The organism is Jannaschia sp. 2305UL9-9 (genome assembly GCF_041403465.1).
Lineage (GTDB): Bacteria > Pseudomonadota > Alphaproteobacteria > Rhodobacterales > Rhodobacteraceae > Jannaschia.
Window position 1 is genome coordinate 182,377 of the sequence record NZ_JBGEHM010000003.1, and the last position, 25,830, is coordinate 208,206.

A 25,830-nucleotide genomic window follows, 5' to 3' on the forward strand; every position below is an offset into this window, starting at 1 on the left:
GAATTGCGCCAGACAGGTTTCGGCCCCTGACTGGGTTCGGATGGCGGCGCACCAAGTTCACCGTTGAACGTGGCCGAGATGCAATGCGCGCTTACCCCCAACTATGCACGACAGAGGGGGTTGCACCCTGTCGTCGGTTGTTTTAATCGCCCCTCCAAGCGCCGCGGCGCCTTTTTCTCGAGGCCGGTTCCAGACCGGCATACCGAAGATTGGGGCCAAGACGCAGGGGACTTCGCCCCGTGGTCGTTGCGGCCACACCCGAAGCCGGATGCTGTGGTAGCTCAGTGGCAGAGCACACCCTTGGTAAGGGTGAGGTCGAGAGTTCAATCCTCTCTCACAGCACCATCTTTTCTACTTAGATATCAGAAAGATGTACGCTATCAGTGGCTTGGATGACGCTCGGTTCTACACCGAGGTTCTACACCAGCATGGTACTGCAAATGGCCCGCCCCCATAAGAACCCAAAAACTGGCGTCTTCTATTTCCGCCAGAAGACCCCGGCAGACGTCCGCAAGGCCTTCGGGAAAGCTGAGGTCAGCCGGTCACTTGGGACCAAAGATGAGGACGAAGCAAAGGTTCGCTATGCGGTAGAAGTCCAGAAGCAGTCAATGATCTGGCAATCCTTACGCGCTGAATCTGCATCGCTCCCGCATAAGCAAATCATGACCCTGGTGTGTGCCTACTACCGCGACCTCAACTTGATCGTTGAGGATGAACCTGGGAGCCCGAGAGTTTGGCGAACGATGTTGGAGAAGCTCGACGTCGCTGAGCCGCCTGAGGATGCATTAAGGCGGTTCTTTTCTGAGGACGCAGACCGCCTACTGTCTGAAAATGGACTCGCTGCCGACGGCTACAGCCATACTCGCCTATGCACGGAAATGCATAAGGTTTGGGTTCAGTGGGCAACCTACCAACTTCGGCGTTCAGATGGAGACTACAGACCGGACCCCAATGCCGACAGATTTCCCGAAGTGCCCCCCAAGAAAGCCCCTCAAAGACAACCGAAGGAGACCAGAGGCATTACGCTTGAGGCCCTCTTCAAACTTTGGGAGCGTGACCATCTGGCCAACGGCAAACCGAAAAAAACCGCCGACGATTTCCGACAAAAAATCAATGACCTCAGAGCTTTCCTCGGCCACGAGAATGCAAATGAGATCACTGGAGCGAACATCTCTGACTGGTGCGATCATCTGCGACACGAAAAAGAACTCGCTGCGAGGACCGTGCGAGACAAATACCTTGCCGCAGCGAAAGCAGTCTTCGGCGCAGGGGTTGGTCGAAGAAAGGTATCGGTCAATCCAGCGGATGGCGTGAAGGTCTCCGTTCCGAAACGGCAGAAGACCCGTTCACCTGGCTTCACGGATGCGGAGGCAAAGGCCATTCTCATGGCGACCCTTAGAGACCCAGAGACCCTTGGCGGGATGGATGAACGGAATAAGATGGCCATCCGCTGGGTCCCTTGGATATGCGCCTACACCGGAGCCCGTGTTAGTGAGATCACCCAGCTCCGACGCGAAGACCTAATCGAAGAGAATGGCATCAGCTGCATTCGCATTACACCCGAAGCCGGGTCAGTCAAAACAGGGGCATACCGCATGGTGCCTCTGCACCCACATCTACTGGAAATGGGCCTGAAGACCTTCATTCAGTCGTCACCGGAGGGCCCTCTCTTCTACGAGTCCAAACGACCCGGAGAAGATTCGGTGACCCGAGCCAAAAATACCGGCAAGAAGGTAGGCTACTGGGTTCGCGAAGTTGCCGGTGTCACCGACAAGGGCGTCTGGCCCAACCATGGGTGGCGACACAGGTTCAAGACCGTCGCGCGCGACGTGGATATCCCGCCCGAGTATAGTGATGCGCTGACGGGCCACCAGGACGGTCGAGCCAGCACAAGCTATGGCGAGACGACCGTAAAGGCGCTTTGGCGGGAGGTACAGAAGCTCCCGCGATATCGCATACCGTGAACCAAATCCGGCAAGGTGGGCTGACGGTCCAGCTGAAAAGGAAAGTTGGATGGTCTGCGAGCCGGTCCGGGTGATTTCTCTCGACGATTTCACCCCGCCGACAGTTCATCAGCGGGGTGGGACCTTCTTCAGTGACTAGGCTGCAAATCTGCTGCTGGAGCAGGCCTGTCTTGCAGCTCGTCCAGCAAGGCGGTCAGCTTCCTCGTTTCTTGGGTCGCCGTTGTGGCCTTTTACCCACTGCCAGCTTACATTCAGACGAGCACAGACGGCGTGCAGGGCTTCCCAGAGGTCTCGGTTCTGGACTGGTTTTCCGTCGGCTTTTCTCCAATCAGCGGCAATCCACTTCGGGGACCACTCGGTCATGCCCCGGATAAGCAACTGGCTGTCGGAGTACACGGTGATCGGTTGGTCTTCGCCTGGGGTGATCTGAAGTAGACCTTGCAGCGCTGCATTCATTTCCATTCGGTTGTTGGTCGTTTCTGGGCACGCACCGGAGGTGCAGGTCTTCGCGACCACTTTGCCGTCAGTGTTGATGCAGATGATGGCTGCCCATCCGCCGACACCGGGGTTGTTGAGGCAGGCTCCATCCGTGTGGATAGTGATGTATGTGGTTTTCATGGGAGTGCTTTCTGTCTGGGAGACCGTTCGAGGGAAGGAACGGAATGATTGTTTGGGGCAGTGAGCCTCTCCGACGATGGGGTCGTGGCGCCGCCGCGCGCCGAGGGGAGAAGGCGCTGTGGATGTGGCGATGAGAGGCTTTGGCTTCAGTTGCTGTCGCCGCCGAAGTCTTCGTTTTCGATAATGGAGGCGAGAGAGACGGCCATCAGGGCGGCAAGAACCTCAGCCCGGGATATTTCCTTTCCAGTGGCGCTGAGATGTCGGCCCTGAAGCAGTTGGATAACGGCCATCTGAGAGACGCGGATGCGAACGGAGACCCAGTTGGCTCCGCTGTCTCGTGATGCCCTTTGAGGGTCGTCGCAGGCGTCCTTGTCGGCTTGCATGCGATCAAAGGACGGCACGATCTCGGACAGTTTCCTCCCCAAGCGGTCGCTCCAGCGCCTTCGGTTTCGTGCTCCGACCCGAGTGCCGTTGGTGGCTTGGGGACGTCGGTAGTCATCGTTTCTGGTGTTCATGGGAATGTCCTTTGCTGAACGGGAAAGACCCCGGCCAAGAGGGTGACCGGAGCGAGGTGGTATGACCCCGGCCTAGAAGGTCGGGAGCAACTGGTAGGCGATGTCAGAGGGCTTCAAGCAACGTAACGTCGGCTTCACTTTCAGCGGACGCGAGCCAGCCCGTGAACAGGCGACGCATCCTGTCGCATGGTACCGCGAGCGTGATGGGTTGCCCGCAACGAACCCGGGAGCGCCAGACCCATTGCACCATTTCGGCGATCGCGTAGGCCTCCGAGAAAGCCCGTCCGGCGCACCCGAGGAAGTTCATGACCATGGGGTTGGGCGACATAGAGTACAGGTAGATAAGATGCGAGGCATGGGCATAAAGATTGGTCCCCCGGGTCTTGTTGGGGAGCCACTGAACGCCGCCCTTTCCGAAGTCGCGACCGAACAGTCGTGAGTGCCGAGCCCACTGCCCCGCCCGTCGACTTTTGGTGTCCTCGAACCACTTGTGCCGGGCGCAGGTCATCAGGATGTCCGACCGGGCTACGCCCTTCCATCGGGTTTCCACGAGGTTTCTGAGGCTGTTGCCGATCTTCCTGCAGGTCTTGTCGTGCGTGTTTCCCTTCTGCTTCGAGAAGCTGAGGTTGGTGCCGTTTGGCAGGTCGAGACCTTCGACCGTGACGAGCTTTCGCACGCCATTCAGCCACGCTTCAGTTCCCTCCCGATGCAGCGTGTAGGCGGCACGAGGGTCGGCTTTGGCAAGCATGTCGAGGTAGACCCGGATGTAGGTCCCCTCGGTCAGGAACGACATGATGGTAAGTGATCTGCCGGACAGCAGCACCTGGTTGGGCACCGCGATGACGAAGACACCGCTGTCGTCAGCATGAAGACGGCCCTTGGCTGCGTTTTGGTAGAGATCGGGGTAAAACCCGTTGGTAACGACCTCCTCACCCGATGTCTTGCTGACGTGGCACTTCTCGAACTTCTTCCACGCGGCGGTGGGCGTCACCTGACGAGTGGCGGGATCGACTTGGGCGAAGCCTTTTTGCACCATGATCTCTTCGAACACGTTCCCCTCAATGCCGCCGTGATGCTCCACCGGGGTCGGAGCTTCGTCGATGATGATGTCGTAGCCCTGAAGCTTTGGCGCCAGCACCAGCATCGAGTTGAAGAGCTTGTGCGTGATGGCCACGGAGCGCCCTGCGTCGAGCAGCCGTGACAGGTCATGCAGTTTCGGGCCACACGTGTCGCTGGGCGTGGAGATCTGGACCTCGGGCGGGCTGTCCGCGATGAAGCGGTCCACCTCGGTCAGGCTCGGGGTGACCAGCAGGTATTTCCTGTCCGCTTGCAGGGAGGCAAGCATAGCGGTGGTCTTGCCGGTGCCGCAGGGACGGTCGATGATGACGGTGTGCGTCGCACGGTCGGGGAAAAGCATCTTTGCTTCCTTTCGTTGGGGCCTCGGTGGGCCAGGTTTTGGGAGGGATTGGCGAAGCATTTGCCAAGATCGAAGATGACCTCGGAATTTGCATCTTTATTACAGTGACTTACCGGCTGATTTTCAGGCCGCCCGTAAAGCCTCGTCATTGGGAAGAAACCCTACGGGCAACCTTTTGGGGAACCGAATAGGAAACCCTCAAGGGCTCGTGGAGGCAGGCCTACGGGTGTGCTCAGAGAAGGAGGATGCGGCCGTCGAAGACGGACCTCCCTCATAAGGCGCATCTTGAAGAGCAACCTGATGGTGATCTGCCGTCGGCAACACAGCGATCAGGGAAACCTCAGGGCTGGGCTTCGCCCTCGCAGACCCAGAGCGGCCTTGCCGCCGTCATCACGCCCTTCGACGCACTCTCATCCATCGTCATGACTGCAATGAGCGGAACTGGGTCTCCCCCATTACGGTGCATGCTCAGGGGCACGCAGCGAAGCTGGATTATCTGAAGGTTGCCCTTCATCATCGCTGGTTCCCGATTGCAAGTTTGGCGCCGACGCGCCTGGGTCTGCTGGTTAGGGGAGGCCTGTTTGCTGAAGTTTTTCGACGACCGGACGAAGCGGCGGCTTCGCCATCTGTGTCAAACTGAGAAAGGGACAGTTCACCCTCGGTCTCGTGCGAACACGAAACGTAGACACCTTCAGGCACAGGCATCGTTTGGGGGACTGAGGTGGTGCGTTAGGTGGGTGCTCTTGGCATCAGCTTGGTAGCGGATGCCCTCTCTGTGGCAGCGCCATTTTAACCAGATCGGCAATCGAACGGTTCCTTGGGGCAGAGTTGGGGGATATTGGGATATGTTGTCCGAGACCACACGCTCCTCGTCCATCCGATACCCTCCGTCCTTGCGGACTCAACTAGCCAGCTGCGGCGCTCTGGCTCGACACAATCCGGTGGACACTGGAACGCCCGATACCGAGCCGTCTTGCGATCTCTGTGCCGCCAATACCTTCCGCATGCAGCTTCATCACCTCGTCTGACTTCGCCCTCGCAGTCGGTTTCCGGCCTTTGTATCGCCCCTCGGCTTTCGCCTTAGCGATGCCTTCCCGCTGGCGCTCAAGCATGATGGACCGCTCGAACTCCGCCACGTTGCCCATGATGCCCAGCAATAGCTTGCCCGTGGCGGTGCCCGTGTCGATGTTCATGGAGATAATGCGAAGGGTGGCCCCCTTGGCCTCAATGGCCCCAAGGATTTCCACCAAGTGGGCAACGGAGCGGGCCAGACGGTCTAACTTCGTGACCACCAGGGTGTCACCCTCGCGGATGTAATCCAGCGCCTCTGCCAGCTTTTCTCGGGCTGTCACGTCTACTGATGAGACCTGCTCTACAAAGACCTTTTTGCATCCTGCGCTGGTAAGCTCACGCTCTTGGGCGGCGAGCCCTGCATTCTGGTCTAGGGTTGAGGTGCGTCCATAGCCAACGATCATCGATGTGCTCCATCTGTGCCAATAGGGTCTTAGGCATAGCTATGGGCTTGTGCCAAATCTTTCAATCCATTTTTGGGACACCGATTAGCCGCGCAGGATGTGTGCCATGAAAGCGTCCCGATAGAGCAAGCCCAGTGGCACAGTTGGTTGCTACCAGTTCCCACCGCGCACGTTCATTCGCACCGGCACTCAAGTCCAACGTCTTCGTCGCGGGGGCAGTAGAGTTCCTGACGCCCGACCCCGAACTCTTTGACCGCGAATGTAGCGAGGAAACCACCATTGGCCCAACACCATTGGCCCTTGCCGAAGATCGGGTGAAAGGCATCACAGCTTCGTCCGAGATACAGCCTTTCGATACCAGTAATTGCATCGGTGGCGGCACCCTGCCCTATCGTTCGCGCGAGATGCGTAATGTTCCATTATCGACTGTCGAAGGGGGGGTACGGGGGGTGTTCCGCAAGCCATATCAATAATCTCTCGGCCTCAAATTTCTGTAGTAAAACTATTTCAGGCTGCAGCGAACCGCTCGCCTTGCTTGCCCCATCGACGACGAAGCAGCACAGTCCTGCAATCCCCATGCATTGCCAAGGCCCTGCCTGTTGCGTTCTATGACGGCTGGCCGCATTTCCCGGAGACCATCCCTTGAACCAGCAAGCCCTATCGTCCTTTCTGTGGTCCGTTGCTGACCTGCTGCGCGGCGACTACCGTCAGTCGGACTATGGCAAGGTCATCCTGCCCTTCACCGTCCTGCGCCGCCTCGACTGCGTACTCGCCCCCACCAAAGACGATGTGCTCGCCGAGTTGGCCACCCGAACTGCGCAGGGCATGAACCCCGAGCCGTTCCTGCTGCGCAAGGCTGGGCAGACCTTCTACAACACCTCCCCCCTCGACATGAAGAAGCTGCTTGGCGATCAGGACAACATTGGGGCCAACCTCTACAGCTATATTCAGGCCTTTTCGCCCGACGTGCGGGACATCTTCGAGCGGTTCGAGTTCGCGGCGCAGGTTGACCGGCTGTCCAAGGCAGGGCTGCTCTACCTCGTGGCGGAGAAATTTGCCCAGATCGACCTTCACCCCGACCGCGTGGACAACCACCAGATGGGGCTGGTCTTCGAGGAACTCATCCGCCGTTTCGCGGAACTCTCGAATGAGACCGCCGGGGAACACTTCACGCCGCGTGAGGTCATCCGCCTGATGGTGAACCTGCTGTTCGTCGAGGATGACGACGTCCTGTCGAAACCGGGTGTCGTGCGGACGATCTACGACCCCACGGCAGGCACCGGCGGTATGCTGTCCATCGCCGGGGAGTACCTGACCGAACATAACGACAAGGCCTCACTCGTCATGCACGGACAGGAGCTCAACCCGGAGTCCTACGCAATCTGCAAGGCGGACATGCTCATCAAGGGGCAGGACGTCTCTAACATCACCTTCGGCAACACGCTATCGGAGGACGGACACCCCGACGCAAAGTTCGACTACATGCTGTCGAATCCGCCCTTTGGCGTCGAGTGGAAGAAGGTCCAGAAGGCCGTCAAGGATGAGCACACCGTTCAAGGGTTTGACGGCAGGTTTGGGCCTGGGCTGCCACGGGTCTCGGACGGCTCGCTGCTGTTCCTCATGCACCTGCTGTCCAAGATGCGCCCGACCAGGGACGGCGGGAGCCGCTTTGCAATCGTGCTGAACGGCTCCCCTCTCTTCACCGGGGGCGCGGGCAGCGGGGAAAGTGAAATCCGCCGCTATTTGCTCGAGAATGATCTGGTGGAGGCGATCATCGCCCTGCCCCCGGACATGTTCTACAACACCGGCATCGCCACCTATGTCTGGGTTCTGTCCAACCGCAAGCCTCCTCATCGCAAGGGGAAGGTGCAGCTGATCGACGGTTCCGGCTTCTGGCAGAAGATGCGCAAGAGCCTTGGGTCCAAGCGCAAGGAGATGGGGGACGCCGACATCGCAACCGTCACGCGCCTGTTCGGGGGCTTCCTTGAGGCGCAGCTGGCGCGGGTGCTGGACGCAGAGGGCAAGGAAGTTACCCGCGAGGTCGTGCTTGCTGGGGAGGCCGCGCCGGAGGCCCCGGAGGGGGGCAAGGTCAAGATGGCCCCGCTGTCGCGCATCTTTCCGAACGCCGCCTTCGGGTTCCGTCAGATCACCGTGGAGCGACCCTTGCGTGTTGCATACGAATACGACAGCTGGGCAGACATCGAAAACCACTCCGCAGTCAAGGCGCTCGATTTCGAAGAGCAGAATAGGCTTGGTGACGTCCTGCACGACAATTTGGAGGGGTCGCGGTTTCTGACACGCGCTCATTTCATCAAAGTCTTGAGGCTTGCGTGCAGCGTTGCCGGTCGAGAATACCTGCTGACCCCGAAGATCGAGTCTGTAATTGCAGATGCCAGTATGGTCCCCGACCCGGAGGGAGAGGTTGCGACAGACAAGCGCGGCAAGCCCAAACCAGATAGTAGCCTGCGGGATACCGAGACGGTGCCCCTGAGCGAGGACGTGAAGACATATTTCAAGCGCGAGGTGCTGCCCCATGTGCCCGATGCCTGGATCGATGAGGCGAAGACGAAGGTGGGCTATGAAATCCCGTTCAACCGCCACTTCTATATCTTCGAACCGCCGCGAGCGCTGGACGAGATCGATGCAGACCTGGCTGAAGTCACGGGACGCATTCAGCGGATGCTGACAGAGTTGTCAGCATGACGCGGAGGTATCCGGCCTACAAGGACTCGGGGGTGGAGTGGCTGGGTGAGGTGCCGGAGGGGTGGGACATTACCCGCCTAGGAACATGTTTCTCAGAAAGGCGTGAAAAGGTCAGCGATAAGGATCACCCCGCCCTATCAGTAACTATGGGGGGAATAGTCCCACAAATTGAGACTGCCGCGAAGACTGATGATGGCGACAACCGCAAGCGCGTTTGCAAAGGCGACTTCGTCATCAACAGCCGGTCTGATCGTAAAGGCTCTTCGGGACTGTCCCTCCTGAATGGTTCGGTCTCTTTGATCAGTATCGTTCTTTCACCAAAAGGAAAGATTGCTGGCCCTTTTTCAAATTGGCTATTGAAGAGCCAAAATTTCCAAGATGAATTCTACCGTTGGGGCTCCGGCATTGTCGCCGATTTATGGTCAACGCGCTATAAAGACATGAAGGCCATTACTCTTGCCCTCCCCCCCCTCCCCGAACAACGCGCCATTGCCGCATTCCTCGACCGCGAAACGACCAAGATCGATGCGTTGGTGGCCGAGCAGAGGCGGTTGATTGACCTGCTACGCGAAAAGCGGCAGGCCGTCATCAGCCACGCCGTCACGCGCGGCCTCAACCCCGACGCCCCCCTAAAGTCCTCGGGCATAGACTGGCTGGGCGACGTGCCGGAGGGGTGGGAGGTGATGCCGTTGAAGCGCCTCACCAACGAAATCACAGTCGGCATCGTGGTCGAACCGTCCAAGTACTATGCGGAGAACGGTATTCCAGCGCTGCGGTCCTTGAATGTTCGACCGGGGCAGATTGTTAGCGACAATTTGGTCTTCATTTCAGCGGAAGCGAACGAGTTGCTGCAAAAGTCCCAGCTCCACTCTGGTGATTTGGTGGCGGTGCGAACGGGACAACCCGGAACATGCGCAGTGGTGGAGGATGACTTTGCGGGGTGCAACTGCATCGATCTCATAATTGTCCGTAAGCCGACGACGACCGACAGCCACTTCCTGCGATGGTATCTAACTTCGGATGTAGCGGTGCGTCAGTTTGTTGAAGGGTCCGGCGGAGCCATCCAGCAGCACTTCAATGTAGGCACTGCAATGGAACTCACCGTCATTGTACCACCGGTAGCTGATCAAACCATGATTGTCGCCTATTTGGAGAGCCTTACTGCGAAACTCGACGCCCTCACCGCCACCGCCGAAAGCGCAATCGACCTCCTGCAGGAACGCCGCGCTGCCCTTATCTCCGCTACTGTCACCGGCAAGATCGACGTGCGCCATCTGGTCTCGAAGGAGACGGAAGCCGCATGAGTCTGCACCGCGAAATCAACCTCGAGACCGAAATCTGCTCCCGTCTGGCGGCGGCAGACTGGCTCTACGAGGACGGCGATGCGGCGGGCTATGACCGCGCCCGCGCCCTGTTCCCCGCCGATGTGGTCGCCTGGGTCCAAACCAGCCAGCCAAAGGCGTGGGAGACCCTGACCAAGAACCACGGCGCGGCGGCAGAGCCGATGATGCTGGACCGCATCCGCAAGCAGATGGACGAACGCGGCACCCTCGAGGTGCTGCGCCGGGGGGTCGAGATGATCGGCCTGCGTGCGCCGCTGATGCTGGCCCAGTTCAAGCCTGCTCTGGCGATGAACGTGGACATCGTTGCCCGCTATGAAGCCAACCGCCTGCGCGTGGTGCGGCAGGTGCGATACTCGACGTCAAACGAGAACAGCATCGACCTCGTGTTGTTCCTGAACGGGCTGCCAGTGGTCACATCGGAACTGAAGACCGACTTCACACAGGGCATACAGGACGCCGTGGACCAGTACCGGTTCGACCGGCACCCTGCCCCCAAAGGAAAGCCACCTGAGCCCCTGCTGGGCTTCCCAGGCGGTGCTCTGGTCCATTTCGCCGTAAGCGACAGCGAAGTCATGATGACCACGCGGCTGGCCGGAGCTGCCACCCGGTTTCTGCCGTTCAACAAGGGGGATGAGGGCGCCAAGGGCAACCCGGTGAACCCGAACGGGCACCGAACGGCCTACCTCTGGGACGAGGTCTGGCAACGCGACAGCCTGCTCGACATTCTGGGCCGCTACATGGTGTTCACGCGGGATGCCAAGCGCCAGATCACAGGGATGATCTTTCCCCGCTTTCACCAGTTGGATGCGACCCGAAAGCTGGTGGCGGCGGTTCTGGAGGAAGGTGCCGGGGGCAAGTACCTCGTCCAGCATTCGGCGGGGTCTGGAAAGACCAACTCTATCGCTTGGTCGGCGCATTTTCTGGCTGATCTGCACGACGCTCAGCACCAGAAGGTCTTCGACACGGTGTTGGTCGTGTCAGACCGGAACGTCATCGATACGCAGTTGCAGGAGGCCATCTTCAGCTTCGAGCGAACGACGGGGGTGGTGGCCACGATCAGCACCGATTCCGGGGCGAAGAGCGGGCAGCTTGCCGAAGCTCTGGCAGGCGGGAAAAAGATCGTCGTCTGCACAATCCAGACTTTCCCGTTTGCCCTGGCAGCAGTGCAGGAGCTTGCAGCCTCGAAGGACAAGCGCTTCGCCGTTATCGCGGACGAGGCCCATTCCAGCCAGACTGGCGAAGCAGCGTCCAAGCTCAAGCTCGTGCTGTCTGCGGAAGAAAGCGCCGACGTGGCAGACGGGGCTGAAGTGAGTGCGGAAGATCTCCTCGCGGCAAACATGGCTGCCCGCGCTGGGGCCAGCGGCATCACCTACGTTGCCTTCACCGCCACGCCAAAGGCCAAGACACTCGAGCTGTTCGGTCGCCGCCCCGACATCAGCCAACCGGCGAGTGCGTCAAACCTCCCTGAAGCGTTCCACGTCTATTCGATGCGTCAGGCCATCGAGGAAGGATTCATTCTCGACGTCCTCCAGAACTACACGCCCTACAGTCTGGCTTTCCGGCTGGCCGGTGAAGGCAAGGAGATTGACGAGAAGGAGGTAGAGCGGGACGAAGCCGTGAAGGCTCTAATGCGCTGGGTGCGCCTGCATCCCTACAACATCAGCCAAAAGGTACAGGTGGTCGTCGAGCACTACCTGGCAATGGTTCAGCCCCTGCTTGAGGGTCGCGCAAAAGCGATGGTGGTGGTTGGCAGCCGTCTTGAAGCGGTGCGCTGGCAGCTTGCCATCGAGAAGTACATTCAGAGTAAGGGCTATGCGATTGGCACACTGGTCGCATTCTCGGGCGAGGTGAACGACCCTGAAAGCGGACCGGAGCCGTTTTCAGAGACAAGCAAGGCCCTGAACCCCGGCCTCAAGGGCCGCGACATCAAAGAGACCTTTAACCACCCCGACTATCACATCCTGCTGGTAGCAAACAAATTTCAGACCGGTTTCGATCAACCCCTCCTGTGCGGCATGTACATCGACCGCCGACTTGCGGGCATCCAAGCCGTCCAGACACTGTCACGTCTGAACCGGGCGTATCAAAGCGGCGGGGTGGTGAAAGACACGACCTACGTGCTGGATTTCGCAGATAATGGCGAAGACATCCTTAAGGCCTTCCAAACCTATCACCAAACGGCGACTTTGGAGGATGTGACGGACCCCAACATTGTGTTCGACTTGCGTGCCAAACTGGATGGCGCGGGCCACTACGATGAGTTCGAGGTGGACCGTGTGGTGCGCATCGAGATGGACCCTAACGCGAAGCACGGGGACCTTGTCGCAGCGATCTCGCCAGTCGCTGATCGCCTTTTGAAGTCTTACGGCGCGAGTATGGGACGGCTCAAGGTGGCCCGTGACGAGGCCGATGACGAAGGCGTTAAGCATGCGCAAGACAGCCTCAATGCGCTCCTCCTCTTCAAGACTGACATGGCAGCCTTTCTAAGGCTTTACAGCTTCCTCGCGCAGATTTTCGACTACGGCAACACGGGTATTGAGGCGCGAGGCATCTTCTATCGTCGCCTCACACCGCTCCTAGAATTCGGACGGGAACGCACGACACTTGACGTATCCAAGATCGTTCTGACCCACCACAAGCTCTCATCAGGCGGTCAGCGCTCCCTGACCCTCCCCGGAGTGGCAGACCCCCTAAAACCTATGACAGCCACCGGCACAGGTGCCTTGCAGGACAAAGAGAAAGCCTTGCTGGCCGCTATCTTGGAGAAGCTAAACGATCTCTTTCAAGGCGATGTAACGGATGACGACCAGCTGATCTACGTTAACAACGTCATCAAAGGTAAGCTGATGGAAAGCGACATGCTGGTCCAGCAGGCTAATCATAACAGCAAGGAGCAGTTCTCGAACTCACCTGCGCTGACCCAGGCAATCCTAGACGCAATCATCGATGCCTTTGAGGCTCATTCGTTGATGAGCAAGCAAGCCCTCGACTCGTCGCAGGTGCGAGATGGCCTAAAGGACGTTCTCCTGGGGCCGGGGGAGCTTTACGAGGCCCTTCGAAGAAAAGGCGAGGCGTCAGATAGCGCCGCAATTTGAGGTTTTCGCAACGCTCTGCCGCGTGTCAGACGCCATCCGCCACACCCACACCGGGGTTCTACACCGTGCTTGCAACGCATGAAAAAATATCCAATAATATCAAAGAACAACCCAATGAAACCCCGAGTTCAATCCTCTCTCACAGCACCATTTCGCTTTTTGGCTCCATAAAATTTCCTAAATACCTGAAAGGGAAAGATAAATTTGGAGTTTCATACACCCCATTTTGACTACATCTGAGAGGCTCATTGAAGGCCAATCTGAGCACTGTTTGGCGCGTGGTGAAGTCACCATTTTTCCAAATATTCCAAGGGCTTGATAGGAATTTCAAAGAGAGTTCAATACAGTCCTCCAGCCGTCCTTTCGGCGGCACGGTTTTGTTGATCTTCTCCTGTAGGACCAGTTTGTCGCGTTCCAGCTTGTCGATACGCGATTCATAGGCACGGACGACTGAAGCGCTGTTTGCCTCGACGATCCGATCCAGCATGCCTTCAAGCTGGCCATCGATATCGGCAAGTTGTTTCTGAAGCGCTTCCTTTTCACCAAGCGCCAGCGTCAAACGCATGTTCCATGCATCGCGCAGCATGGCCTTGGCTAGTTCGAACAATTCCTTAGCTGGCTGCATACCCTTCAGGATGCTCGCAAAGCCTTCGTCCATCTTGGCGACCGGAACAGACTTGCCCTTGCTCTCGCAATTTCGTGTCTGGCAACGGTAATAAGCATAGTGGCGATACTTGCCCTTCGACCAAGCGCCCGTCATCGCATTGCCGCAGCAGTCGCAAGCGACAAAGCCGCGAAGAGGAAAGTCTTCGTTGATATCGGCACGCGCCGCAGGGCGTCTCTTCTTGCCTTCCAGTACGTCCTGGATTTGCTGATAGGTCTCAAACTCAATCAGGCCCTCATGATGGCCTTTGCGAACGCTGACGCCCCATTTGGGGGCTTCGACATAACCCGCATAGACCACCTTCTTCAGCAGCCTGCTCACGGTCATCGGACGGAGCGTTCCGTCCATCTTGTCCTTAGGGAAATGCGGATTACGCTCCAAGAAGCGCTGCACTTCAGCCTGCGATGCGAAGTGACCTGTTGCATAGCCTTCCAAAGCCTGACGCACCACGGGCGCTAATACCTCATCAGGCACCAGCACCTTGCCCCCGCCTGAGGGAGCATTGATATAGCGATAGCCAACAGGCGCGCGGAACACCCAGAAGCCGTTCTCAACGCGCGCCTTCATCTTCTGGACGACCTGACGACGGTTCTGTTCCCGCTCAAGCTCACCTTGCGCGGCAATCACCGTCTCGATGAATTTACCTTCAGGCGTGTCTTCAATGCGGAAATTCAAACATTCAATCGTGGCACCGCGACGTGCGAATTCACGGCGAAGCTTCAGGTGAAATTCTGTGTCACGGGCAAAGCGTTTCAGGTCATCGAAGATGACGACGTAGGGCTTGCCTCGCTGCGCATCGAGGTAGCTTAACAGCGCCACCATCCCTGGGCGACGCATGAAGTCACCGCCACCGCTGACATCGTCAGGGAATACGGCTTCAACAAGGTAGCCCTTTTCATCGGCATAGACGCGACAGCGTTGTTCCTGACTTTCAAGGCCGCTGCCTTCCAAGCGTTGCTTCGTCGAGGAAACACGGCAGTAGATCAGTGCCGCTGCCACTTCAGTTCTTTGGTTGTATTCATCTTTCATCGCATCTCCAGTCTGCCGCTTTGTATTAAGTCAGGGACGCGGCTCCTGTTCTTTTTCATCGTCTCTGGGTTGGCTCGATTGTAACGCATCAGGCGCATCAAGTGCGCTTTGAGTGTTGCTTTGGCTGTCTTTTCCACAAACTTCTTGGATCGGATGGACCTCAAAACCGAGTTCCACAAAGCTGATCATCATTAGCCACATCGACTGAAGGAATTCCTCCTTCTGTGCAGGCGTCATGTCCGTATCGTCGAGATAGGATTGGTAGCGTTCGATATCGACCTTCAGCATTCGTTTGGCTGATGCGTCGAACGTGGGTTTCAGGTCGCCTTGACCTGCCTTAATGTTAATTCCGTCATCCATGCGCTCCTCCTTTCGGAGCGAGGTGTTTCCACCATTTTATATTCTACCATAAGTTGGAAAAATCGCCAAATTCTGCGCCTTACGGCGGAAATATGGCATTTTATCCATCTCTATTTTTCCATTTTATTTCATACTCTTGCGATCTTTTTTGAGCGACTATTACTTCTTGATGCTCGCAATTCATCGATGCGCGGGCGATGATATTTTTCTTCCAATTCCTTGCCTGTGTCATAAAGCTCTCGCCCTTCAACCGCTCGATAGCTTTCACTCATTAGGGTCTTGGCGGCATTTTCAGTGATGGACAAAGAACGAGCGAGCGCTGAGCCTTCACGGTCATAGGCCCTGTAGAACGGCTCAGTTTCACCTGTTGAGATCGCTTCCAAGGTCTGACGTGCGGATGTCAGCGCCAGTTCGGGCGTGCTTTCGGGCAGGTTCTTTTCCCGCTCAATCAGAGCTTCTCGCGTGGCATTCATCGTGCGCCCAAATTGGGCAGCGTAGACATCACGGATGATGGTCTCACCCTTCATCGCATCGAATTTCTCCGAGCGCGCGAACGCATGGGCGTAGTCGGTCAAAGGCTCCCGAAACGAGCCCGTCTTGTGTATGTGCCTATCGATGACGTTGGCCAAATTCATGGCGACATCAGTTTGTGCATCGGTCATGGTCTGGCCCTGAAAGCTTTTGAGCACAGCCTCCTTTTGTGCGGTGATGCGGTGTTCCGTCTTCTCAATCATGGTATTCTCCTGTGTCTGAGGGGCAGATTATCGGCTCCAAGAGCGCACGCGCCGGTCGGAGCCAGCGCGGCGATCAACAGCCTTTTGGAAATCGCGGAGAGGCTTTTCCCTCTCCATGACGCGCTTCTCACAGTTCTCCAGCATGTCCCGTAGGACGCCCGTTTCTACGACATCGATGCGCGCCAAGTCCTTCTCATGGGCATCACGGACCTGTTTGTCGGCCCGCCGATTGATCTCGGTCTTGTCGAAATGGTCCGAGCCCATGAATTTTGGAACAAAGCTACGTTTGATCGATCCTGCCTCATCGATCAGACGCCGACGGGCTTCATCGAAACGCTGATTGTAGTCCAGTTCAAATGCCCGCTTGGCGAAGTTGCGTTTGCCGCCAAACTCTTCGGTGACTTTGCGGAATTTTTGCCATTCCGTTTCATTCATGACGCGCGCCAGATTGTGGCGCAGCTCGTAAAGATCACCGCGCGGTTTGAAATGCGCGCGCACCTGATCTGACAGCTCAGACATGGCTTGGCTCCTTCGGTTCTGGGGAGGTAGGTCGCGAAATTTGCGCTAGATGAATCCGCTCTGATATGCTGAATCCATGATAGAATTCAGACATATAGACGACATTGAGGATTATCTCGAGCCGATGGACTACGAGACCTTCTGGCAGGAGATAAAAGGTTTCTGCCTGATCCTGATCCCGCGCGACAAATGCGACGCCGACATAGAAGACGGCGTGGATGAAGAGACCGTGCTGATCGTGCTGAAGAACCTCGCACGTATGGAATTGGCATCCATCCTGAAGCTCAAATGGCGCTGTGACGTGCCCATGCGCACTATGCACTAGGCAATATTGCAAGCGGGACATCACTCCGCCCCCGCCTTGAAGAACTTTACCCAGGGACAGCGGCCATTCTCAGCCGCTCCCGTTAATGATCCATACGGCCCGACGTAAGTGCAGCGCGTGTAGTGGCGCTCTGCAAACGGGTCCATGCCCTGGCCCTGATCGATCCACGAATACGACCAGAGGCCATGCGGCAGGCCGAAGGTGTCATAGGCGAGCCACAAGCCAAGTGGGACAACCAGCCATGCGAAGTAGCTGAGCTTGAGGAAGCGCGGCCTGCGCGCGCGCCGTGGAACCAGCCCTTTCATGATTGTGTCCTGTTCCTGATGTCGATGGTGACTTTTGGATCGGCAGGCATTTGAGGACCTTCGAGCGGGTTGTCCGCGAGTTCGCCGTGGCAGAACGGGGCAACTTGGTGCTGGCCAACCTTGTGGCAGAGAATCCACCCAACGTTCTTCACGTGGATCAGTTGCTCGTTGGGCTTCATGCGCATCAGGCGCTCAGCCGAGATCAGGCGATCCTTGCCCGTGCCCACATTGGAGGAGTAGTCGAGGCCTGAGCTGTTCAACCCCATACTATGTTGCTGGACCAGCGTCTCACCAATGGCGCGGGAAACCCGCTCGCATTCCTCGAAGGAACTGAAACCGAAATACTGCTTCACGAGCGCATTCTCTTCTATCGTTGCGGTTTCCTTCTCGGAGTAAGCCCGCTGAATTTCCGAGCGCGATTGCGCGATGAAGTGGAGATTCGCCCCATAGCCGCGCACGACCATCATCGCTGAGATGAGCGCCTTCAGCGGCGCGTTCGTGGATTCATCCAAGATGAAGTCCACGGGAATATGCTGTCCAGACAGCACAACATCGATGAAGGATTGCAGGTGCAGGGCGTAGTGCGCGCCGAGGCGCGCCATGTGCCTTTGCGGCCCCACAATGAAGATAACATAGCGCTCTTTGAGTAGGTCTTCATGGGTCAGCTTCGCATCCCGACCTGCGCGGTGCAGCGGGCTTCCCGCACTGTAAATGCGAAGGGATTTCAGCGCCGCTGCGCGGTGCTGACCCCAATGCTCTTTATTGTTTGCCTGCATATCAAGAATATGTGCGCCGAGGGATTTGCGCACGTCGTCGCCTTCTTCGACCGCGATGCGCGCCGCGCTTAGCAGAACGTCCTGATCAGCCAGCATCGACCACACGCCACCTGGCACGGCCAGACTTGGATCAACTTGCAATAGTTCGTTCTCACAAAACTCTTGCAGTGTTTTCGGCTCATCCCTGAAATACTGGTTCTTGGCATCATTTGGTGGGTCTGGGATCAGAGCGTTGTTGGCATTATCGATGGCAAATACCAACTCACCATTCTGCGTCTCATGCGCTGCGCGTAGACTTCCAAATGGTGAGAGCGAAACCCGAAAGGGGTTATCCGCACCCAGAACACCAAAGTCATCGATGATCGCTACTTTGCGACCGTAGCAATGGCAGGTCTCAGCGAGTTGGCCCGCCATTTCGCCGTCTTTGCAATCATTCACGACAATGGCGCGGTTGGTATCGGGCAACAATGACATGAGCCACGGCACGGCTCCGCAACTGGTCTTGCCCCCGCCCGCCGCCGAGAGAAGCAGGCTATGGGAGTGCTTGGGCGCATAAAGCGCCTTGCCGTCGGCGGTGATGCCGAGCAGGCGTTTGATCGATTTAGTCATGGAACATCCCCGCATCTTTGAGGGCATCATTGTTGGCGAGGTCGGACGGTTCGGGCGCGCGCGCGGTTTCCGCAAATCGCGCGAGTTCGCGTTCACGGATGTAAAGCTTGGTCATCGCGCGAAAGGCAGCGATCAGACTGGCCAGAGCAGCAGCACCGAGAAGGATGCTCAGCAGGCCGAAGCCCCACCATTTCGGATTTGTAGGCCAAATCAGCCAAGCTGTTCCGCCATAGAGAAAGGTCAGCAGCAAATGGCCATTGACCTTCAGGATCGCGCCGATGGGCGTCTTGTTCGGGGTCATGATGCACCCCCTGACTTCGCTTCAGCGACCGCTGAGGATATCCTCAGACGTTCCCGCTTGAGGTGCGCGTAGGTGCCATAGACCGCATCTGGGGCTTCGCTCACGCCCAAGTCACGGCTGATCAGTCGAAGCTGAGCGAGGTTCAGGCCGAAACCCATGCTCGCACTCGCTATCGAGCCGAGCAGGACCAGCTCACCTGGATAAAGAATGTCCGCAAAGCCAACGGCAAAAAGTCCCGCCAAGCTCGCAAACATCACGCCCGAGGAAAGAAATGGCCGGTAGATCGAGACCTTTTTGATGCCTTCGAGAATAAAGCTGTCGCGGTGCGTGTGCAGCACGGAACCTTTGATGATGAGTTTGCCAAAGATCATGACGCGCCCTCCACCGCACAGAGAGGCGAGCGCAAAGCCTGCGACAGACCTAATTCACGATTGGCCAGCACGGGCGGTTCCAGGAGACGACCGCTTGCCGCGTAAAGGGCGACGGCCCAACGCTGTTGCTCGGTAAAGACCTGTTCCGCACATGAGCAGGCGTCAGGCAAGCCCGACGTTGCGCGGGCAAGCCGCGCATCTTCCAGGGCCCGCGCCTGCTCTTGAGCGGCACGGGCGGCAGCCGTCGGATCAGGGATGAGCTGACACAGCTCTCCCAATTCGGGATAGACACCGCAAAGCATACCGCCAAGATCAGGCACTTGCGGAATGACGGTCTCAGGGCGACGAGTGGCTTGGAGATCAGAAGCGAGTTGAGACTGGCACGTTTCGTGCCAGCCTGCGTTTTCAAGTTCGCGTTCAATCATCAGCGGTCCAGAGACCACTGAGGAAAAGACCGCATAGCCCAGCCCTACGACAACCATCAGCGGGCTAAACGGCGCAGAGGAGAAATCAATCGACATCATCTCTCTCCCTCAGTTCCGAGCTTTGCCATTGGGGCGCATGGGCGCGCGTGGAGGAGCCACGTCGCGCACAGGAGTGGACTCAGTCAGATCATCATCGTCATCGGTCAACTCGCGCATCTGACGCGCACTCATTGGGCGCATGCCAGTGAGACGGTCGAGATCGGTGAGAGTACGAGGCTTGGCCCAGACCTGCGGCGAATGCGCGATCATGGTCATGAGAACGTAGGCCCAAAGCGCCAGCGGGAAAACCATGTCCACAAGGAAGGCGAAAAGGAAGACGGGCGCGAACTTGCCAGCATAGGCGAAGGTATCGAGTGCGCCTGTGCGGCTGGGAAATGCAGGCGGCGTAGCCGACAGACTGCGCTGTTCGACCAGAGCACTCATTAACGTATCGGCATAGCCAGCCAATGTACGGTTGATCCTCGCATTGGCGTCCTCTCGGTCAGGGACCAGCACCCCACCTTCAAGTTCACTGGCATAGGACCGAACGACGGAAACGGGAACGGCTTGATCAAGCTCAGCGAGCAAGCTCATCAGGCGGGCCTGCTGCATCCGCAGAACAGCACGGCGATCCCATATACTCACGCTTTCATCGGCCAGCGTCGTTTCCATCGCCATGCGTTGCGCGTGGATGCGATCTAGCAGATCACCCCGCACGCCGAGGCTGACGGTCATTTGCGACGACAGACCTTCAGCACGACTTGTCAGAGAGTCCCAGGCAAGCGCGATCGGGCCGACGCCAGTCTCGCTCTCCTGCTCAGTGCGCGCCGCCAAATCTTCGGCCACGGCCTGCATTATCGGCACCAGTTCGACGGCCTGATCCGCTATGCTGACGCGCACATCGGCATAATTGCCAATCTGTTCCAGGTGGGCGGTCAGCCGAGACTCCTCGACCTGAAAGATGGTCAGGCCCGGTGCCGTCACAAGGAAAAAGCACGCGCCAACAAAAGCTATTGAAAGACCGCTCATCGGCCCCGCGATGCGGGATTTTGCCGCGACAAGCGGCACACCTCTCTCAATGGCCATGCGCAGGATCGCATAAGCTACCGCGTAGGCGGCAGCCAACAACACGATCAACTTGGCCCAACCAAGGATACCGCCTTCAGCAAATCCCAGGAAATACAGGCCGAAGCCCGCCAGCAGGATTTCAAGCAGAGGGATCAGTTTCATGAAGAGCGTGAGATACGGCTCGCGCTCTTTGTCAGGGCGCAAAGTCAGATAATTTTCCATCGGATAGACAAGCCTTCTTTCTGCACCAGAAACACAGTTTCTGGTGGTGGTTGAACTTCGAATAGGTGGTTTCGAGGGCGCTACTATGAGCGCACCAAAGAGGTAGCGATCGTTGCTGCCACCGTCACGGAGCAAGCTTCGAGCTTGTCAAGTTTATGGAACATCGCGCTATATTTTGATCAATGTCCGCGAGACCAAAGAAACCCAAGAACCGCTTTCTACCTGGTGCACACGTGTCCGAGGCTACATTGGCACGCATACTCTATTGCTGGCTTAATGGAGAATTGTACTCAAAAATCCCAATAGCTATTCAAGAGAGCGGCGGAAACGTAGACCACGCTATTGAACAAATTCAGGATTTGTTCGGGGGGCACATTTCTCTCCGCGAGAACAGCAAGAGAACTGTGTCGCGCCAAGCGTGCCATACAATCATCGCTGAAGTCTCTTTGCAGGTAATAGTGCGAGCATATCTGGATCGAGAAGCGCGGCTTGAAGAAGTGTTGCGAGGAGACGATCCGGTACTAAGGGCTGAGAGGCGTCGTGTGATCTCGTTACTCGGGCAGGAACCGACGCTCGAAGACAGGGTCGCGCTCATAAAGAACTTGGAAGATCAAAGTATTGAAGAGTTTATAACCCGTTGGGGGAAAATTGTACTTATTCTGTCCGCGAATGAGGTGCCTCACGAAGCGATGCGGGCAATCCCAGGCGTTAAGCCCTTTGACCTGATTCAGAACCCCGTTATCCTAAAAAGAATGCAGGATCGCTACAAAGCGTTTAGAGGCTACAAAATTCCGTCTCTGAAGACCCACATAGCGCACCACTTCTGTCTTCGCGATGGTTTCGACATGGCTATTCGAAACTCCGATCAACCAACTCAATGGCTTAAGGCAAACCCAGACCAACTCGAAGAATTGTGGCCCCAAACCGTTGTTCTTGCTCTTGCCTACCTTCTGATCCAGCTATCAACACCGACAACCTACATTCAGGCACGAAATATTTCTCTTGGAGACAGTTAATGTCCGTCGTCAAAGTATTCCGCAGAGCTGTGGTATTTCCTATAGAAGGATCTGGTTCGGTTTCTGTTTAGATTTAGGCGGCTGCAGCTTGGTTCCGCAGGCAGCGATTTCGGATTGTCTTCTTCTATCGTGTTACCAAGCTAGGAACATGTTCCTCTGTGGTCAGCGCATATCGCCCGCTTTGTAGTACAACAGCCTGTTTGTAGTACAATTTCCACCCTCGACTGCGACGCAAGATGTGTTTTGTAGTACAAAACCACCTTGGCAAGGGGACCGCTGCGCGCCCCCGTTGCATCCCCCAAGCCGTGGCTCTGTCAGGGCATTGAACCCTTTTCAGAGCCAGCAGACCGTTCCGCCGGTCAAACACTCGCGGGAGACTTCGCTCTCCCTGCACCCATCGATCAAGGGGCTATCGCACCCCCTGAACCCACTCGCAGGACTTGGAGAAATGCCTCTCCACCTGCACCGAACCATGCACAAACAACTGCTTGTTTGACCACCAATCAGGGGAGCGTTCCTGCTACCCCCGACACCCCGCATGACCACTTCATGGAGACGACTTCTCTAGACGAAGGAAGGGAGCTTTCGCGCCACCCTTGCTCTGGACCCAGAGCACTGACTGTTTCTTTCTGAAACATCACTCAGACCATTCCGTAACCAGCTATAAATATTGTACTTTTTTCTTCCGCACACGCACAGGATGTGGCACAAATGATATGCAGGGCATTCGGCGTAGGATTGAAGCATCCACCCGTTAAGCGTAAAGAAAAAAGACATTTAGCAGGTAGGGCAGTATGGATCACGTAGGCGAAATTGAAAAACGACTTTGGTCAGTGGCTGACCACCTTCGTGCAAACTCCAACTTCGCTAGCAATGAATACTTCCTCCCCGTGATGGGGCTGATCTTCTTGCGCCATGCCTACAGCCGTTTTTTGCGTGTTCAGGACGACATCAAGGCATCGCTTCCTTCGCGCGGTGGCATCACACGTCCACTTACAAAAGAAGACTTTTCGCAGCGCGGCTCAATCTTCTTGAGGCCAGAAGCTCAGTTCGATCATCTGGTTTCCATCCCTGACGGCGGGGATCGGGCCGGTGCAATCATCGCGGCAATGGAAAGCATTGAAGCAGATTATCAATCCCTCGACGGCGCATTGCCAAAATCCGAATATCAGGAACTTGGTGACGACGACCTCGGCCAGCTGTTGCGGACCTTCAACGATCCCACGCTACAAAAGGCTGACGGTGATGTGTTTGGGCGCATCTACGAATACTTCCTAACTCAGTTCGCCGACCAGAAAGCCCACGATGGCGGCGAATTTTTTACACCCGTTTCCATCGTTCAAACGCTGGTCAACGTCATCGAGCCTGACCACGGCAAGATCATCGACCCCGCTTGTGGTTCAGGCGGTATGTTCGTGCAGTCCGCACATTTCATCGAGAAGATGAAGGCCAACCCTAGTGACCGCGTGACCTTTTACGGGATGGAGAAGAACCCGACGACGATCCGCCTCGCCAAGATGAACCTCGCTGTTCACGGGCTTGAGGGCGATATCAGCAAGGCGATTTCCTACTACGACGACCCGCACAAAGACAAAGGGCCGTTTGATTTCGTCATGGCCAATCCGCCCTTCAACGTGGACGAGATTGACGCCGAGAAAATCAAGAACGACGACCGACTGGAATTCGGCCTGCCCGGGGTGAACAAGGGCGGTAAGGTGTCCAACGGCAACTACGTCTGGATGTCATTCTTCCACGCCTATCTGTCAGAAACCGGGCGCGCCGGTATCGTGATGTCGTCGCAGGCATCCTCTGCCAGTGGCGGTGAGGCCAAAGTGCGCGAGGCGATGATCAAGACGGGTGATATCGATGTCATGATGGCTATTCGCGGCAACTTTTTCTACACGCGCACCGTACCGTGCGAGCTTTGGTTCTTTGACAAGGCAAAGCCTGCGCACCTGAAAGACAAGGTGCTGATGATCGACGCACGCAATGTTTATCGCAAGGTCACGCGCAAGATTTATGACTTCACGCCCGAGCAGCAGCAGAACCTGTCCAGCATCGTCTGGCTCTATCGTGGTCAGACCGATCGCTTTTTGGCGCTAGTGCAGGACTATCTAGAAACCGCCTTCACTCAGATGGAGGATTGTGACTTCGCCGGATTTAAGAAGGTGCTGAAATCCGTGACAGATACGCATGGCGACGAAGAACTGCGTAATCTGGCTGAGACGGTATCAACCGATATCACGGCGCTCGCGACCAATGCCAAAAACGCGCGTGCGACATGGGATGCCGCCAAACGAGACAATGACGGGTTGAAGGTCTCTAGCGCGGCGTTCGAGCCAGTAGCGGATCAGGCTAAGGCTTTGGTCAAGGAAATCGACCATCTCTATAAGCTGGCGGCCCGCGTGCATGAGGCGGATGTGGCAGACGGTACCAAGCTTGCCGAGGGCAAGAAACGCTTAAACGAGTTGGATGCAGCCCGACAGGAAGTCACAGAGCACCTCAAGGGCGCACGATACTATCACACTCAAGCCGAATGGCTGAATACACGATTCCCGAATGCTGAGCTGTGCGACGTGGAAGGGCTGGTCAAGCTGGTTGGCCACGATGAATTGGAATCGAATGATTGGATCCTGACACCAGGGCGATATGTCGGCGTTGCACCGGAAGAAGAAGACGAGGATTTTAATTTCGAGGAAGCCCTGCGCGACATTCACATCGAGATTGAAGGCTTGAATGCGGAAGCGACCGAATTGGCGGCAACAATCAGTAAGAACTTCAAAGAGTTGGTTGTATGAGCGCGCTGACCAAGATGCGAATAGATGATTTTGCCACAATGAAATATGGCAAGATGCCCCCCAAAAATATGGTGAGTGATGAAGGGTATCCAATATACAGCGGATATCGTGTTACGGGATTCGCAAAAGAATATCTGTACAAAGAACCAGAGCTGATTGTTGTGGCTAGGGGCGTCGGCGGAACCGGCGACGTGAAAATTTCACCACCCGAGGCATGGATAACAAATCTTTCGATAGTGCTCAGCCTATCTCCTGAACTTGTCGACAAGAAATTTCTTTACTATCGCTTAGGTCGCGAGCCACTCAAGGAGCGTCTAAATACAGGTGCTGCTCAAGCGCAGATCACTATTGAGAATCTTCGATCCTACGAAATCGATTTACCTGACCTTATCTCACAGCGGCGTATTGCTTCCATCCTTACAGCCTATGACGAACTAATCGCGAACAACCGGCGGCGAATTGCTTTGTTGGAGGAGTCAACGCGACTTTTGTATCGGGAATGGTTCGTCCATTTCCGCTTTCCCGGGCACGAGCATGTTAAGATCATCGACAGCGTGCCGGAGGGATGGGAGCAAAAAAACCTGTTCGATTGTGTTGATGTCCTAAGTGGCGGGACACCAAAGACGACAGTACCCGCGTTTTGGGGCGATGAAATCCCGTTCTTTACACCGAAAGACACAGGGGATGGACCTTATACTCACGACACGGAAAAGATGATTACTGAAGAAGGTCTAAAGCGCTGCAACAGCAAGCTCTATGAAAAAGACACGCTTTTTGTGACGGCAAGAGGTACTGTCGGCAAGATACGCTTGGCACAGCGACCAATGGCTATGAACCAGTCGTGCTATGCTCTTCGTAGTAAGACTTACTTGGACCAAGCGTATTTGTATTTTGGCGTGACAGAGCAAGTTGCCCACATGAAGAGCCGCGCGGTCGGAGCAGTCTTTGATGCAATAATTGTTGATACTTTTAAAAATATTCCATTTCTGCTTCCTGCCAAGGAGACCGCTGAAGATTATTCAGAGATAGCCAGAGATACACTTCGGCAGATTGACTTGCTCAGTTCACAGAATCGCCAATTGATCAACGCGCGCGATCTTTTGCTGCCACGTTTGATGGATGGAAGATTAGAGATTTGA

Annotated in this window: 23 protein-coding genes and 1 tRNA gene; 10 read left to right on the forward strand and 14 right to left on the reverse strand. The window is 56.5% G+C overall.

Annotated features, from left to right (window positions below; genetic code table 11):
• The first annotated feature begins 270 nt into the window (after nt 1-270).
• Both V6N07_RS14295 and V6N07_RS14300 read left to right on the forward strand, forming a co-directional pair.
• Nucleotides 271-345: transfer RNA gene (locus tag V6N07_RS14295), tRNA-Thr, on the forward strand.
• A gap of 83 nt (nt 346-428) precedes the next feature.
• Entirely contained in the window at nt 429-1,964 is a 1,536-nt protein-coding gene (locus V6N07_RS14300) for a DUF6538 domain-containing protein (protein ID WP_371157000.1), read from the forward strand.
• A 135-nt stretch (nt 1,965-2,099) separates the two neighbouring features.
• On the opposite strand, the gene rnhA is transcribed toward V6N07_RS14300, so the two are convergent.
• The 4 genes from rnhA to V6N07_RS14320 form a co-directional block, all read right to left on the reverse strand.
• Nucleotides 2,100-2,582 (reverse strand): ribonuclease HI, encoded by a 483-nt coding sequence (rnhA, locus tag V6N07_RS14305; protein WP_371157001.1) that lies wholly within the window; start codon nt 2,580-2,582, stop codon nt 2,100-2,102.
• 146 nt (nt 2,583-2,728) lie between these two features.
• A complete protein-coding gene (locus V6N07_RS14310; RefSeq protein ID WP_371157002.1) occupies nt 2,729-3,097 on the reverse strand; it encodes a hypothetical protein in 369 nt (122 codons plus the stop codon).
• A gap of 103 nt (nt 3,098-3,200) precedes the next feature.
• Nucleotides 3,201-4,514, reverse strand: coding sequence for a DEAD/DEAH box helicase family protein (locus V6N07_RS14315; protein WP_371157003.1), 1,314 nt, complete (start codon nt 4,512-4,514; stop codon nt 3,201-3,203).
• Nucleotides 4,515-5,419: 905 nt separating this feature from the next.
• On the reverse strand, nt 5,420-5,989 hold the full coding sequence (locus V6N07_RS14320) for a recombinase family protein (protein ID WP_371157004.1): 570 nt from the start codon (nt 5,987-5,989) through the stop codon (nt 5,420-5,422).
• Between the two features lie 134 nt (nt 5,990-6,123).
• Here V6N07_RS14320 and V6N07_RS14325 point away from each other — a divergent pair, with 134 nt between their 5' ends.
• The 4 genes from V6N07_RS14325 (at nt 6,124) to V6N07_RS14340 (ending at nt 13,130) form a co-directional block, all read left to right on the forward strand.
• Nucleotides 6,124-6,462 carry a hypothetical protein gene (locus tag V6N07_RS14325; protein ID WP_371157005.1) on the forward strand — a complete coding sequence of 113 codons (339 nt, stop codon included), beginning with the start codon at nt 6,124-6,126 and terminating at the stop codon, nt 6,460-6,462.
• A 169-nt stretch (nt 6,463-6,631) separates the two neighbouring features.
• Nucleotides 6,632-8,692, forward strand: a complete 2,061-nt coding sequence (locus tag V6N07_RS14330; protein WP_371157006.1) for an N-6 DNA methylase — start codon at nt 6,632-6,634, stop codon at nt 8,690-8,692.
• Nucleotides 8,689-9,996 carry a hypothetical protein gene (locus tag V6N07_RS14335; protein WP_371157007.1) on the forward strand — a complete coding sequence of 436 codons (1,308 nt, stop codon included), beginning with the start codon at nt 8,689-8,691 and terminating at the stop codon, nt 9,994-9,996. Before V6N07_RS14330 ends, V6N07_RS14335 begins: the two co-directional genes overlap by 4 nt.
• Entirely contained in the window at nt 9,993-13,130 is a 3,138-nt protein-coding gene (locus tag V6N07_RS14340) for a type I restriction endonuclease subunit R (RefSeq protein WP_371157008.1), read from the forward strand. The genes V6N07_RS14335 and V6N07_RS14340 overlap by 4 nt, the downstream gene beginning before the upstream one ends.
• A gap of 139 nt (nt 13,131-13,269) precedes the next feature.
• Here the strand turns inward: V6N07_RS14340 and V6N07_RS14345 are convergent, their stop codons facing one another.
• The 4 genes from V6N07_RS14345 to V6N07_RS14360 form a co-directional block, all read right to left on the reverse strand.
• Nucleotides 13,270-14,823, reverse strand: coding sequence for a recombinase family protein (locus tag V6N07_RS14345; protein WP_371157009.1), 1,554 nt, complete (start codon nt 14,821-14,823; stop codon nt 13,270-13,272).
• Nucleotides 14,824-14,853: 30 nt separating this feature from the next.
• Complete coding sequence (locus V6N07_RS14350; protein WP_371157010.1) at nt 14,854-15,183, reverse strand: hypothetical protein; 330 nt, start codon at nt 15,181-15,183, stop codon at nt 14,854-14,856.
• A gap of 128 nt (nt 15,184-15,311) precedes the next feature.
• On the reverse strand, nt 15,312-15,917 hold the full coding sequence (locus V6N07_RS14355; RefSeq protein ID WP_371157011.1) for a hypothetical protein: 606 nt from the start codon (nt 15,915-15,917) through the stop codon (nt 15,312-15,314).
• A 27-nt stretch (nt 15,918-15,944) separates the two neighbouring features.
• On the reverse strand, nt 15,945-16,436 hold the full coding sequence (locus V6N07_RS14360) for a hypothetical protein (protein ID WP_371157012.1): 492 nt from the start codon (nt 16,434-16,436) through the stop codon (nt 15,945-15,947).
• A 124-nt stretch (nt 16,437-16,560) separates the two neighbouring features.
• Here V6N07_RS14360 and V6N07_RS14365 point away from each other — a divergent pair, with 124 nt between their 5' ends.
• Complete coding sequence (locus tag V6N07_RS14365) at nt 16,561-16,761, forward strand: hypothetical protein (protein ID WP_371157013.1); 201 nt, start codon at nt 16,561-16,563, stop codon at nt 16,759-16,761.
• A 20-nt stretch (nt 16,762-16,781) separates the two neighbouring features.
• Here the strand turns inward: V6N07_RS14365 and V6N07_RS14370 are convergent, their stop codons facing one another.
• The 6 genes from V6N07_RS14370 to V6N07_RS14395 are packed head-to-tail and all read right to left on the reverse strand — an operon-like array spanning nt 16,782 to nt 20,877.
• The gene (locus V6N07_RS14370; protein ID WP_371157014.1) at nt 16,782-17,066 is read right to left on the reverse strand and encodes a hypothetical protein; all 285 of its coding nucleotides are present in this window, start codon (nt 17,064-17,066) and stop codon (nt 16,782-16,784) included.
• Nucleotides 17,063-18,451 carry a type IV secretory system conjugative DNA transfer family protein gene (locus V6N07_RS14375; RefSeq protein ID WP_371157015.1) on the reverse strand — a complete coding sequence of 463 codons (1,389 nt, stop codon included), beginning with the start codon at nt 18,449-18,451 and terminating at the stop codon, nt 17,063-17,065. Before V6N07_RS14375 ends, V6N07_RS14370 begins: the two co-directional genes overlap by 4 nt.
• Nucleotides 18,444-18,752 (reverse strand): hypothetical protein, encoded by a 309-nt coding sequence (locus tag V6N07_RS14380; protein WP_371157016.1) that lies wholly within the window; start codon nt 18,750-18,752, stop codon nt 18,444-18,446. The genes V6N07_RS14375 and V6N07_RS14380 overlap by 8 nt, the downstream gene beginning before the upstream one ends.
• On the reverse strand, nt 18,749-19,123 hold the full coding sequence (locus V6N07_RS14385) for a hypothetical protein (RefSeq protein ID WP_371157017.1): 375 nt from the start codon (nt 19,121-19,123) through the stop codon (nt 18,749-18,751). Before V6N07_RS14385 ends, V6N07_RS14380 begins: the two co-directional genes overlap by 4 nt.
• Complete coding sequence (locus V6N07_RS14390; protein WP_371157018.1) at nt 19,120-19,644, reverse strand: hypothetical protein; 525 nt, start codon at nt 19,642-19,644, stop codon at nt 19,120-19,122. Before V6N07_RS14390 ends, V6N07_RS14385 begins: the two co-directional genes overlap by 4 nt.
• 12 nt (nt 19,645-19,656) lie before the next feature.
• Entirely contained in the window at nt 19,657-20,877 is a 1,221-nt protein-coding gene (locus V6N07_RS14395) for a hypothetical protein (RefSeq protein WP_371157019.1), read from the reverse strand.
• A gap of 233 nt (nt 20,878-21,110) precedes the next feature.
• Here V6N07_RS14395 and V6N07_RS14400 point away from each other — a divergent pair, with 233 nt between their 5' ends.
• From V6N07_RS14400 to V6N07_RS14410, 3 genes are all read left to right on the forward strand, one after another.
• Complete coding sequence (locus V6N07_RS14400) at nt 21,111-21,893, forward strand: hypothetical protein (protein ID WP_371157020.1); 783 nt, start codon at nt 21,111-21,113, stop codon at nt 21,891-21,893.
• 794 nt (nt 21,894-22,687) lie between these two features.
• Nucleotides 22,688-24,691 carry an N-6 DNA methylase gene (locus tag V6N07_RS14405; protein WP_371157021.1) on the forward strand — a complete coding sequence of 668 codons (2,004 nt, stop codon included), beginning with the start codon at nt 22,688-22,690 and terminating at the stop codon, nt 24,689-24,691.
• The gene (locus V6N07_RS14410; RefSeq protein WP_371157022.1) at nt 24,688-25,830 is read left to right on the forward strand and encodes a restriction endonuclease subunit S; all 1,143 of its coding nucleotides are present in this window, start codon (nt 24,688-24,690) and stop codon (nt 25,828-25,830) included. The genes V6N07_RS14405 and V6N07_RS14410 overlap by 4 nt, the downstream gene beginning before the upstream one ends.